The organism is Pseudomonas sp. ACN8, assembly GCF_002303925.1.
Lineage (GTDB): Bacteria > Pseudomonadota > Gammaproteobacteria > Pseudomonadales > Pseudomonadaceae > Aquipseudomonas.
Genome location: NZ_MRCS01000005.1, coordinates 165,309 through 178,384, shown reverse-complemented (window position 1 = coordinate 178,384; position 13,076 = coordinate 165,309). Strand labels below are relative to the sequence as shown.

The 13,076-nt window shown below is 61.5% G+C and carries 7 protein-coding genes and 1 rRNA gene; 7 read left to right on the top strand and 1 reads right to left on the bottom strand.

Annotation, left to right across the window (positions count from 1 at the left end):
* Nucleotides 1–2 precede the first annotated feature (2 nt).
* The 7 genes from rrf to BSF44_RS04680 all read left to right on the top strand — a co-directional run bounded on the left by rrf (nucleotide 3) and on the right by BSF44_RS04680 (nucleotide 12,046).
* A 5S ribosomal RNA gene (gene rrf, locus BSF44_RS04710) occupies nucleotides 3–118 on the top strand.
* 222 nt (nucleotides 119–340) lie between these two features.
* Nucleotides 341–3,790, top strand: coding sequence for an exodeoxyribonuclease V subunit gamma (recC, locus tag BSF44_RS04705; RefSeq protein ID WP_095942489.1), 3,450 nt, complete (start codon nucleotides 341–343; stop codon nucleotides 3,788–3,790).
* Nucleotides 3,790–7,479, top strand: a complete 3,690-nt coding sequence (recB, locus tag BSF44_RS04700) for an exodeoxyribonuclease V subunit beta (RefSeq protein WP_095942488.1) — start codon at nucleotides 3,790–3,792, stop codon at nucleotides 7,477–7,479. Before recC ends, recB begins: the two co-directional genes overlap by 1 nt.
* Nucleotides 7,476–9,578 carry an exodeoxyribonuclease V subunit alpha gene (gene recD, locus BSF44_RS04695; RefSeq protein ID WP_095942487.1) on the top strand — a complete coding sequence of 701 codons (2,103 nt, stop codon included), beginning with the start codon at nucleotides 7,476–7,478 and terminating at the stop codon, nucleotides 9,576–9,578. Before recB ends, recD begins: the two co-directional genes overlap by 4 nt.
* Before the next feature lie 118 nt (nucleotides 9,579–9,696).
* The gene (locus tag BSF44_RS04690; RefSeq protein WP_095942486.1) at nucleotides 9,697–10,272 is read left to right on the top strand and encodes a YfiR family protein; all 576 of its coding nucleotides are present in this window, start codon (nucleotides 9,697–9,699) and stop codon (nucleotides 10,270–10,272) included.
* Complete coding sequence (locus tag BSF44_RS04685; RefSeq protein WP_095942485.1) at nucleotides 10,269–11,537, top strand: diguanylate cyclase domain-containing protein; 1,269 nt, start codon at nucleotides 10,269–10,271, stop codon at nucleotides 11,535–11,537. Before BSF44_RS04690 ends, BSF44_RS04685 begins: the two co-directional genes overlap by 4 nt.
* Before the next feature lie 44 nt (nucleotides 11,538–11,581).
* Entirely contained in the window at nucleotides 11,582–12,046 is a 465-nt protein-coding gene (locus BSF44_RS04680) for an OmpA family protein (RefSeq protein WP_095942490.1), read from the top strand.
* On the opposite strand, the gene BSF44_RS04675 is transcribed toward BSF44_RS04680, so the two are convergent.
* A complete protein-coding gene (locus BSF44_RS04675; RefSeq protein WP_095942484.1) occupies nucleotides 12,043–12,990 on the bottom strand; it encodes a LysR family transcriptional regulator in 948 nt (315 codons plus the stop codon). The two genes, BSF44_RS04680 and BSF44_RS04675, sit on opposite strands and share 4 nt — an antisense overlap.
* Between the last annotated feature and the right edge of the window lie 86 nt (nucleotides 12,991–13,076).

Sequence of the window (13,076 nt, the reverse complement as noted above, 5' to 3'; positions counted from 1 at the left end):
TTCTTGACGACCATAGAGCGTTGGAACCACCTGATCCCATCCCGAACTCAGCAGTGAAACGATGCATCGCCGATGGTAGTGTGGGGTTTCCCCATGTGAGAGTAGGTCATCGTCAAGATTAAATTCCGAAACCCCAATTGCGAAAGCAGTTGGGGTTTTGTTTTTTGGCCTATTTACACCTCGAACACTGTGCCCTGTAGGAGCGAGCCTGCTCGCGAAGGTCGTCAACGATGACGCTAACTGCCTGGGGCCACGCGGTGTCCTGGCGTTCTTCGCGAGCGAGCTCGCTCCTACAAATGCTAAAGTCGTCCCTCGATTTGCGTTTTCCAAGGAAGCCTTTATGCCGGACGCGACGTCCCTCAGTGCTGGTTTTATGGTGGTTCACGGCAACCGCCTGGACGAATTGCGCAGCCTGGTGGTCAGCTGGATGCGGCGCTACCCGCTCGCTCCCCTGGAGAATGAAATCGCCTTGGTGCAAAGCAATGGCATTGCCCAATGGCTGAAGCTGGCACTGGCGGAAGATTCTGAAGAAGACGATATGGGAGGCTGCGGCATCGCTGCCGCCATCGATGTGCAGTTGCCCGGCAGCTTCATGTGGCAGCTCTATCGCATGGTCCTTGGCCGCGACGAAATTCCGGTCAAGTCCCTGCTCGATAAAGCCCCGCTGACCTGGCGCCTGATGCGCCTGCTGCCGCAACTGATCAATCAGCCGTACTTCGAGCCTCTGCAACGTTTCCTGACCCATGACACCGACCTGCGCAAACGCTATCAACTGGCTGAGCGTCTGGCGGATCTGTTCGACCAATATCAGGTGTATCGAGCTGACTGGCTCGAAGACTGGGCGCAAGGTCGCCATCAAACCAGAACTGCCAGGGGCGAAGCCAAACCCCTGACCCCGGCCAATTGCTGGCAGGCAGAGTTATGGCGCGCACTCTTGCTGGATGTGGGAGAAGAAGGCATGGCGCAAAGTCGTGCCGGCGTCCATCAGCGATTTGTCGAACGCATCAATAACCTCGAAACAGCTCCCAAGGGATTACCCTCGCGAGTGATCGTTTTCGGGATTTCTTCCCTGCCTGCCCAAGCCCTGGAAGCACTGGCGGGACTGGCACGGTTCAGCCAGGTCCTGCTGTGTGTACACAACCCGTGTCGTCACCATTGGGCGGACATCGTCGCCGATAAAGACCTGTTGCGGCATCAATACAAGCGTCAAGCTCGCAAGAGCGGCACGCCGGTAGTGATCGATCCGCAAACCCTGCACCAGCATGCCCACCCGCTGCTGGCTGCCTGGGGCAAGCAGGGGCGGGACTACATCAACCTGCTCGACAGTTATGACGATCCCAGCAGCTATCGTTCGGCATTCCGCGACGGACGCATCGACCTGTTCAATGACGGTCAGCCGCTGAACGTGCTCAACCAGTTGCAGGACGACATCCTCGAACTGCGGCCCCTCAACGAGACTCGGGAACGCTGGCCGGCCATCGATCTACAGACGGACGAATCGATCCGTTTTCACATCGCCCATAGCGCCCAGCGAGAAGTCGAGATCCTCCACGATCAACTGCTCGCGCGCTTCAGTGCCGATCCGACACTGCGACCCAGGGACATCATCGTGATGGTCCCGGACATCGATAGCTATGCACCGCATATTCGTGCCGTTTTTGGCCAGCTTGACCGCCAGGACCCGCGCTTCATTCCGTTTACCCTGGCTGACCAGGGCCAGCGTGGTCGTGATCCATTGCTGATTGCGGTCGAGCACCTGCTCAAGCTGCCTGACAGCCGATTCCCCGTCAGTGAGATTCTCGATCTGCTGGACGTCCCCGCACTGCGCGCCCGTTTTGCTGTCGAGGAGCGTGACCTGCCGACGCTGCACCGCTGGATCGAAGGTGCCGGCATTCGCTGGGGCATGAATGCCGAGCAACGTGCCGGGCTCGGGCTGCCCAAAGAGCTGGAGCAAAACAGCTGGCGTTTCGGCTTGCGACGGATGTTGCTCGGTTATGCCGTTGGCAGCGCCGATGCTTATGAGGGCATCGAACCCTACGACGAGATCGGTGGTCTGGACGCTGCGCTCATCGGTCCGCTGGTTGCCTTGCTCGACGCGCTGGAAGTGGCTCATCACGAACTCTCTCAGCCTGCATCGCCGGGGCAATGGGGCTTGCGCTTGCAGGCGTTGGTGCAGTTGTTCTTCCTTGCCGGTAACGAACACGATGACTACTTGCTGGCCCAGCTCGAAGAGCTGCGTGAGACCTGGCTCGAGACCTGCGAATCCGTCGGGTTGCAGGACGAGTTGCCGCTGACCGTCGTCCGTGAAGCCTGGCTTGCAGGTCTGGATCAGGGCCGTCTCTCCCAGCGTTTTCTGGCCGGAGCGGTCAACTTCTGCACCTTGATGCCCATGCGCGCCATCCCGTTCAAACTGGTGTGCCTGTTGGGCATGAATGACGGCGATTATCCGCGCGCGCAGCCGCCGCTGGATTTCGACCTGATGGGCAGTGATTACCGTCCGGGTGACCGCTCCCGGCGCGAAGACGATCGCTACCTGCTACTGGAAGCCTTGCTGTCGGCAAGGGACCAGCTCTACATCAGTTGGGTGGGCCGCAGCATCCGCGATAACAGCGAGCGGCCTGCCTCGGTGCTGATTGGCCAGTTGCGTGATCACCTGGCCAGTGGTTGGCGATTGCTGCAAGGCGACGAGGATCTGCTGGAAGCCATGACCCGGGAACATCCGTTGCAACCCTTCAGCGCTCGCTACTTTCACGACGGGGATGAGTCGTTCAGCTACGCCAGCGAATGGCAGGTGCTTCATCAGGCGGCAGAGCAGCAGCCAAGCACCGAAGTGCTCGCGCCCCACGTTCAGGACGAACCACTGAGTCTCGGTCAGGTGCAGGATTTCCTGCGCAATCCGGTACGGCACTTTTTCAGCCAGCGACTGAAGGTCTTCTTCGAGGCGGCTGAAGTGCCGTTGGCCGATGAAGAGCCCTTTGTCCTGGATGCGTTGCAGCGTTACAGCCTCAGCGACCGTTTGCTCGAAGCGGCGTTGGCGGCTCCGGCAAATACCGGACAGGCACTGGAAGATCAGGCGAAACGGTTGCAGAACAGCGGGCTGCTGCCCATGGCCGGATTCGGTGAGTGCCTGCAACGGGAGTTGATCGAGCCATTGCCTGACTTGCTGCAACGCCACCAACAGCTCCTGGCGTTGTGGCCAACACCGCTCAGCAGCGCGTTGCCCGTCAGTATTGAGTTGCAGGGCCTGCACATCGAGGGCTGGCTCAGCGGCCTGCATCAGCGTGCTGATGGTGGTTTGTTGTCTGTCACAACGATCCCCAACAGTATCGGCTCGATCAAGTCGCGCAAATGGCATCGTCTGACACGCCCGTGGGTCAATCATCTGATGGCTTGTGCCAGTGGCATGGCGCTGACCACCGCATTGGTGGCCAGCGACGACAGCCTGTTGCTCGGTCCGCTGGAGCAGTCCACGGCGCGGAAAATTCTCGCTGACCTGTTGATGGCCTGGCAGTCGGGGATGCGCCAGCCTCTGCCGATCGCAGTCAAGACAGCCTTCGCGTGGCTGGGGCAAACCGACCCGGTCAAAGCCGAGGCCGCTGCGCGCAAGGCCTATGAAGGGGATGGGCAGACGACGGACGGAGAGCGTCGCGAAAGCCCGGCACTCGCTCGCCAATTCGCCGATTACGATGCCTTGATCGCCGACGAGACGTTCCCCCAGTGGTGTGACGCGCTCTATCGCCCGCTTCTTGAAGCTCCCTGGCGTTCACTGTCCAGCGAGGAGTCGCGCTGATGAGCACGAAGACACCTCTGGCCCTGGCATTCCCGCTGCGCGGCAGTCAACTGATCGAAGCCAGCGCCGGGACCGGCAAGACGTTCACCATTTCCGCGTTGTACCTGCGTCTGGTGCTTGGCAACGGCGGGGAGGACAGTGGCTTCGGACGTGAGCTGTTGCCGCCGCAGATCCTCGTCGTGACGTTCACCGACGCCGCGACCAAAGAGCTGCGCGAACGCATCCGCACACGGCTCGCCGAGGCCGCACGCTATTTCCGCGATGAAACCCCGGCCCCCGACAGCCTGATTGCCGAGTTGCGTGGTCAGTACTTGCCCGAGCAATGGCCCGGCTGCGCAAACCGCCTGGATATCGCCGCCCAGTGGATGGACGAGGCAGCGGTGTCGACCATTCACAGTTGGTGCCAGCGCATGTTGCGCGAGCACGCGTTCGACAGCGGCAGCCTGTTTACCCAGACCCTGGAAACCGACCACAGCGACTTGCTGGGGGAAGTCCTGCGCGATTACTGGCGGCTGTTCTGTTACCCGATGCAAGGTGACGCCTTGAATTGGGTGCGCAGCAATTGGGGAGGGCCGGCGGCGCTGCTGCCGCGGATTCGTGCGCTGTTCGCCAGCGAGCGGGATACGAATGAAGGGAAGGAACCCGCCGAAGTGATTTCGCAATGCCTGCAAGAGCGACGGGCGGCGCTGATCGAGCTCAAGAAGCCCTGGCTGCAGTGGGCGGACGAGTTGCTTGTCATCTGTCACCAGGGCGTTGCGACCAAGGCTGTCGACGGTCGCAAGATGCAGGCACGCTATTTCGAGGCCTGGTTTGAAAAGATCAAAGCCTGGGCCGAGGACGAATCCCTTGAGCAACTGGATATCGGCACCGGCTTCACTCGCCTGACCCCGGATGGCATGGCTGAAGCCTGGAAAGGTGAGGCGCCTCGACATCCGGGGCTCGATGCGATGGCCGGCCTCAAGGTCTGTCTCGATGGGTTGCCAACGCCTGATGCCGCCGTACTGCAACATGCGGCCCGCTGGGTCGGGGCGCGATTCGAGGAAGAGAAACGCCGCCGCGCGGAAATGGGTTTCGACGACATGTTGCTGCGCCTTGATGCAGCCTTGCAATCCGATGGCGGCGAGCGGCTGGCAACCCTGATCCGTGAACAGTTTCCGGTCGCCCTGATCGATGAGTTCCAGGACACCGACCCGGTGCAATACCGGATCTTCGAGAGCATCTACCGCATTGAAGAGAACAGCCCCGAGTGCGGTCTGTTCCTGATCGGCGATCCGAAACAGGCGATCTACGCTTTTCGCGGTGCCGACATCCATACCTACCTGCGCGCCCGCCAGGCCACCACCGGCCGCTTGCACACCCTGGGCACCAACTTCCGCTCGAGCCACGGCATGGTCAACGCAGTGAACCATGTGTTCGAGCGCGCCGAAGCCCGGGAGTCAGGGCGCGGCGCTTTCCTCTTTCGGCAGAAGAGTGGCGACAACCCGGTGCCGTTCACGCCAGTGGCCTCCCAGGGTCGCAAAGAAGTCTTGCGCATCAATGACCAGGCAATCCCGGCCTTGAACATCTGGCACTTGCCGGCCGAACAAGCGTTGTCCGGTGCGGTGTACCGGCAACATCTGGCGGCTGCCTGCGCCAGTGAAATCACGGCATTGCTCAATGGCGGGCAGCAGGGGCAAGCGGGGTTCACCCAGGACGGCAAAGCCTTCAGAGGCCTGCTGCCGGCGGACATCGCCATCCTGGTACGCGACGGCAAGGAGGCGCAGGCGGTTCGTGCGCAATTGGCCGCCCGTGGCGTGCGCAGTGTTTACCTGTCGGACAAGGACTCGGTGTTCGCCGCCCAGGAGGCGCATGACGTACTGACCTGGCTCAAGGCCTGCGCCGAGCCAGATGTCGAGCGTCCGTTGCGGGCCGCGTTGGCCAGCATCACGTTGAACCTGTCATTGACGGAACTTGAGCGTCTGAATCAGGACGAGTTGGCCTGGGAATCCCGGGTCATGCAGTTCCGTGGCTATCGCGAAGTCTGGCGCAAACAGGGCGTACTGCCGATGCTGCGCCGCCTGCTGCACGACTTCCGTTTGCCCCAGGCGTTGATCGCCCGCAGTGACGGCGAGCGCGTCTTGACCAACCTTCTGCACCTTTTCGAACTGCTGCAACAAGCCGCCGCCGAACTTGATGGCGAACAAGCCCTGATCCGGCATTTGTCCGAGCATCTGGCGTTGTCCGGGCAGGCTGGCGAAGAGCAGATCCTGCGTCTGGAAAGTGATGAGCAATTGGTCAAGGTCGTGACCATTCACAAGTCCAAGGGCCTTGAATATCCCTTGGTGTTCCTGCCGTTCATTTGCTCGGCGAAACCGGTGGATGGCAGCCGCCTGCCGCTGCACTACCACGATGAATCCGGCAATGCCCAGGTCACCTTGAAGCCGACGGCAGAGTTGATTGCCCTGGCTGACGATGAGCGTCTGGCCGAGGATCTGCGCTTGCTCTATGTCGCCCTGACCCGGGCGCAACACGCCTGCTGGCTGGGAGTGGCCGACCTCAAGCGCGGCAACAACAATGGCTCGGTGCTGCATCTGTCGGCATTGGGTTATCTGCTGGGCGGCGGTGCGCCATTGGCCGACTCCCCGGCGTTGCAGCTTTGGTTGCGGGACCTGCAACAGGACTGCCCGGCGCTGGCCTGTGCCGAGATGCCTGAAGCGACAACAGTGCATTACCAGCCACCGCAAAACGACGCGACGCTGTTGGTTCCGCTGGTTCCGAAACGCAAGGCCAGTGAAAACTGGTGGATCGCTTCCTACAGCGCGCTGCGCATTGGCGACACCCTGAGTGTCGGCACGGATGAGGCGCCGGAGAGCCCGCAGGCGCAAAAACTGTTCGACGACGAACGCCTCGACCCGCAGACCCCTAGGGAAGTGGTGGCCGGTGGCGGCGATATCCATCGCTTTCCGCGCGGCCCGAACCCCGGCACCTTCCTCCATGGCTTGCTCGAATGGGCGGGGGACGAGGGTTTTGCTGCGGCACCACAAGAGGTGATCGACGCCATTGCCCGTCGCTGCAACCGTCGAGGCTGGGAGGGTTGGATCAGCACCTTGAGTGACTGGTTGCAGCATCTGCTCAAGTCGCCGCTGCAACTGGGCGGCGGTCAGGCACCGGTGATATTCGGCCAGTTGACGCAGTATCAGGTCGAGATGGAGTTCTGGTTCGCCAGCCATAAGGTGGATGTGCTCAAACTCGATGCGCTGGTGTGCCAATACACTCACAACGGCGTGGCACGGGTCGCCGCCGAACCGGTGTTGCTCAACGGCATGTTCAAGGGCTTCATCGACCTGACGTTCGAACATGACGGCCGCTATTACGTGGCTGACTACAAATCCAACTGGCTCGGCGTCGATGATGCGGCCTACACCGCGCAGGCCATGGAACAATCGATTCTCGACAACCGTTATGACCTGCAATACGTGTTGTACCTGTTGGCCCTGCATCGCCAGCTCAAGGCACGGCTCGCCGATTACGACTACGACCGGCATGTAGGCGGTGCGTTGTACCTGTTTTTGCGCGGCACGCGTGCGGCCAGCCAGGGTGTGTTTTTCGCCCGGCCGCCAAGAGAACTGATCGAGCGTCTGGACAGGCTGTTCCAGGGCAAGCCAGAGCCCAAGGCCGAGCCCGCCTGGGAACAGGGAGTACTGTTATGAGTCGCACATTCGCCGATTTGCTGCCCACATCGCTGGCCGCCGAAAGCCTGGCCGATCTGGCACCACTGAGTCGTGCCGACGACTTGCTGTTGTTGCTCTCGCGTTGGGTCGAGCGTGGCTGGTTGCGCGCGCTGGACAAAGCTTTTGTGGCGTTTCTGCATGAACTGGCACCGGAAGACGATCCACTGGTGTTGCTGGCGGCTGCGCTGACCAGCCACCAGTTGGGCCATGGGCATGTCTGCCTCGACCTGTTCGAGACGCTGAAAGAACCGGACTTCGCCCTGTCGCTGCCACCCGAAGGTGACGTGCAGGGCGGCGCGATGCTGTTGCCCTCGCAGCTGCTGGGATCGCTGGACGGCGCTCATTGGTGCAAGGTGCTGGCCGCCAGCAATCTGGTCGCACTGGCCGCTGACAGTCGTGACAGCGTGCGCGACCGGCCTTTGGTTCTATCGGGCAAACGCTTGTACCTGCGTCGCTATTGGGCGTACGAGCGGCGGATCGACCTCTCGCTACGCGAGCGCCTGACGGAACACGAATCCACGCCGAATGACTTGCTCCAGCGCCTCACCGGGTTGTTTGGCCCTGCCCGGCCGGGTGAAGTGATCGACTGGCAGAAGCTGGCCTGCGCCCTGGCGACGCGCAGCGCCTTCAGCATCGTCACGGGGGGGCCGGGAACCGGCAAGACCACCACCGTCGTGCGCTTGCTGGCATTGCTCCAGGCGCCAGCGGTCGATGCCGGCATGCCCCTGCGCATTCGCCTCGCCGCACCGACCGGCAAGGCCGCGGCGCGTCTGACAGAATCCATCAGCCAGCAAGTCCAGACCTTGAAGGTCACAGAGGGCGTTCGGGAAAAGATCCCCTCCGACGTCACCACCGTTCACCGCCTGCTCGGCAGCCGGCCCGGGACTCGTCATTTCCGCCATCACGCCGGCAATCGCCTGCCGCTGGATGTGTTGGTGGTGGACGAGGCCTCGATGATCGACCTGGAAATGATGGCCAACCTGCTCGATGCCTTGCCGGCCCATGCGCGCCTCGTGCTGTTGGGGGACAAGGACCAATTGGCGTCGGTAGAAGCAGGTGCGGTTTTGGGGGACCTGTGTCGCGATGCGGAGGCTGGCTGGTACAGCCCGCAGACCCGCCAGTGGCTGGAAACCGTCAGTGGCGAAAGCCTGCAGGCCAGCGGGTTGCAGGAGGACGCCCAGGGCACTCATCCATTGGCTCAACAGGTCGTGATGTTGCGTCATTCCCGGCGATTCGGTGAAGGCAGCGGCATTGGCCAACTGGCTCGCTGGGTCAACCAGCAGCAACCCGAAGAAGCCCGCAAGTTGTTGTCGGCGCGAAGCCATGACGATGTGTATTGCCTGGCCCTCAAGGGGGAGCAGGATCGGGCCCTGGAGCGCTTGCTTCTAGATGGCCATGGTGAGGGGCCGCAGGGTTATCGACATTACCTGAGCGTGCTGCGCAATCAGCGGCCGCCACTGGACAGCCCGCTGGAAGATTCGCGCTGGATTGATTGGGCTCGACAAGTGCTGCAGGCCTTCGACGCGTTCCAGTTGTTATGTGCCGTGCGCAAGGGGCCGTGGGGTGTCGAGGGCTTGAACCAGCGGGTGACGGAGGCATTGCTCAGGGCGCGCCTGATCGACAGCGACCAGCAGTGGTACGAAGGTCGCCCTGTGCTGATGACCCGCAACGATTACGGGCTGGGTTTGATGAACGGCGATATCGGCATTGCCCTCAAGCTCCCGGAACAGGAAGGGCACGGAAAACAGGTTTTGCGCGTGGCATTCCCACGCAATGATGGCCGGGGTGGCGTGCGATTTGTCCTGCCCAGTCGCCTGAATGATGTCGAAACCGTGTACGCCATGACCGTGCATAAATCCCAGGGCTCGGAATTCGCGCATACCGCGTTGATTCTTCCCGATGCCTTGAATCCGGTACTCACCAAGGAACTGATCTACACCGGCATTACCCGGGCCAAGGACTGGTTCACCTTGATCGAGTCTCGTGCGGGCGTGTTTGAAGAGGCGGTGAAACGCCGGGTCAAACGCTTGAGCGGGCTGATGCTGGAGCTCAAGGACGGCAGCGAGCCGGCAGGCTGAAAGGTCAGTAACAGTTGTAGGAAATTGCCCGAGGCTACGTAGTACGTGGCCTCGCTGGCATTTCGTTGCTGTGCTATCGTTGCGGCATCATTTCGCTACGATCCAAGAGTATCCCTGCATGAAGGTGGCTGTCAGGACGACAGAGCGCGTCGTTGGCTGTAAAAAAGCGCTGCTGGCCATCCTTCTCTGTCTGCTGGCCAGCGTCGCTTTCGCTCAATCGCAAGCCCCGGTGGGCATGGCGGACCAACGCGCCAAAGCAGTTACCCAGGTGGTTCTCGGAATCCTCAGCTATGCCCGCTGGCCCGTCGAGCCTTTGCTGCTGCGCTTGTGCCTGGTTGGCCCCACCGAATACACCGACGACCTGGTCAAGGGCACGACCCAGGCGACGGGTCGACCTGTCACGGTGCAACGTTTGTTGGCCGACAACCCATCGATTGTCAGTGACTGCGATGCGGTTTATATCGGCAAGCTGACTGGCGTAGAACGCAGCCGATTGTTTGCCGCATTGATCGGACATCCGGTGTTGAGCATCAGTGAGAGCGATGAGCAATGCACCGTCGGCAGCCTGTTTTGCTTGCGGGTCAGCGACGAGCAGGTGTCGTTCGAGGTCAATCTCGACTCTGTCGCCCGCAGCGGCGTGCGCATTCATCCGAGCGTGTTGCAACTCTCCCGTCGCAAGCCGGCGGCGCCATGAAGCTACTGAAACCGGGAAGCCGCCCGACTTTGCATTCGGTCATCGGTCGCGGCAATTTGCTCGTTGCGCTGGTGGGCGTTGCCATGGCCAGTGTTTCACTGACGTTGCTCGGCGTGCTGGCCTTGCGCGTGTACGCCGATCACAACCTGCACCTGATCGCGCGCTCGATCAGCTACACCGTGGAAGCCGCGGTGGTGTTCAACGACAAACCCGCCACCACCGAAGCGCTGGCGTTGATTGCCGCCAACGAAGAGGTGGCCGACGCCCAGGTGTTTGACCAGCAGGGCCAGTTGCTGGCCCGCTGGCAACGACCGGAAACCGGTTGGGTGTCCGATCTCGAATTGCACATCGCCAAAGCGTTTCTGGAAGAACCCATGAGCATGCCGATCACCCACCAAGGGCGGGAAGTCGGCAGCATCAGGCTCACCGGTCACGGCGCCAACCTGATGCGCTTTTTGCTCAGCGGTCTGGTGGGCATCCTGGTGTGCACGGCCATCAGTGCCTGGGTTGCGCTCTTCTTGGCGCGCCGACAACTTCGCGGGATCATCAAGCCGCTGCGCAACCTGGCCACCGTCGCCCACGCCGCGCGCAGTGATCGGACCTTCGACAAACGCGTACCGCCTGCCGACATTACCGAACTCGATGACTTCGGCAACGACTTCAATGCCCTGCTCGATGAACTCGAAGCCTGGCACTCGCACCTGCAAAGCGAAAACGAATCCCTGGCTCACCAGGCCAGCCACGACAGCCTCACCGGGTTGCCCAATCGGGCGTTTTTCGAAGGTCGCCTGATGCGCGCCCTGCGCAACGCCAACAAGCTTGGCGAGCGAGTGGCGGTGCTGTTTCTCGACAGCGATCGCTTCAAGGAGATCAACGACAGTTTCGGCCATGCGGCGGGTGATGCGGTGCTGGTGGCCGTGGCCAATCGGGTTCGGGCGCAACTGCGCGAAGGCGACCTGGTGGCGCGCTTGGGTGGCGATGAATTTGCCGTGCTGCTGACGCCGCTGCACAAGACCGAAGACGCCGAACGGATTGCCGACAAGATTCTGGCCAGCATGGACATACCGATTCCATTGCCGGGCAGTACCCAGGTACTGACCTCCCTCAGCATCGGCGTCGCGGTGTACCCGGATCATGGCGCAACGCCGGGGGCCCTGCTCAACGCCGCCGATGGCGCGATGTACCAGGCCAAGCGCCTGTCCCGAGGCGCACAGTACACGGCAGGGTCGGAGCACCCTGCCGCCGATGTTCAAAACAGGAGCTGATTTACGTGTTCACATTCAACCCGCGTTCCCTGCGTTTTTTCACCATGACACTGTTCGTGGCCTTGCTGAGCCTGACCGGTTGCCAGACCGCCCCGCCAAAAGGCCTGACCCCGGCGCAAATCGCCGTGCTGAAACAGCAGGGTTTCGAGCTGACCGACGATGGCTGGGCCTTCGGCTTGTCCGGCAAGGTGTTGTTCGGCAGCGACGATGACAGCCTGAACAAACAGAGCACCGAAATCGTCGAGCGCATCGGCAAGGCGCTGCTCGGTGTAGGAATCGATCGAGTGCGGGTCGATGGCCACACCGACGCATCGGGCAAAGAGGCCTACAACGAGCAACTGTCCGTGCGCCGGGCGAAAAGCGTGGCCAAAGTGCTCAACACCGTCGGCATGAAACAGGAAAACATCCAGCTGCGTGGCCTGGGCAGCAGCGTGCCGGTGGCCAGCAACAGCACATCCAGTGGCCGCACCGAAAATCGCCGGGTGGCGATTGTGGTCAGCTCCGACTAATCGGCAAACAACATCTCCCGACTTTCCCCCATCAACAGCCCCTGATTCTGCTCGGTGACCTGGCGGATGTAGTCCCACAACAGGGTGATCCGCTTGAGCTTGCGCAGATCCTCCCGGCAGTACATCCAGAACTGTCGGGTGATGTTGATTTCCTGCGGCAACACCGGCAGCAGGCGCGGGTCCTGAGTGGCGAGGAAGCACGGCAGGATCGCCAGTGAGCGTCCTTGCTGCGCCGCCACGAACTGCGCGATCACGCTGGTGCTACGCAGGTTGGCGCTGGCGCCGGGCAATACGTTGGCCAGGTACAGCAGCTCCGAGCTGAACGCCAGGTCGTCGACGTAACTGATAAACGAATGTTTGGCCAAATCGGCTGGTTTGCGGATCGGCGGGTGGTTGTCCAGATAATCCTGGGTCGCGTACAGCTGCAATCGGTAGTCGCACAGTTTGCAGCAGACGTACGGGCCATGCTCCGGGCGCTCCAGGGCGATGACGATGTCGGCCTCGCGCTTGGACAGGCTGATGAAGTGCGGCAGCGGCAGGATGTCCACCGAGATCGCCGGGTAGGTGTCGACGAAGTGGCTCAGCTGTGGCGTGATGAAGAAGCTGCCGAAGCCTTCGGTGCAGCCCATGCGTACATGCCCTGACAGTGCCACGCCGGACCCGGAAACCTGCTCGCACGCCATGTGCAAGGTACTTTCGATCGACTCGGCATACCCCATCAACCGCTGGCCTTCGGCGGTCAGGACAAAGCCGTTGGTCCGGGACTTTTCGAACAGCAATGTGCCTAACGCCGTTTCCAGGGAACTGATGCGTCGCGACACCGTGGTGTAGTCGACCGCCAGGCGCTTGGCCGCGGTGCTTGCCTTGCGGGTGCGGGCAACTTCAAGGAAAAACTTGAGGTCATCCCAGTTCAGCGAACCGAGGGAGGTGATGTTTTTTTGCATGTTGGACCGGTTTTTATGTGCGTTCTTATCAGATGTTTGCACATCTATACTCCAAAAACAGTCCGACAACCAATTCGCGACACATG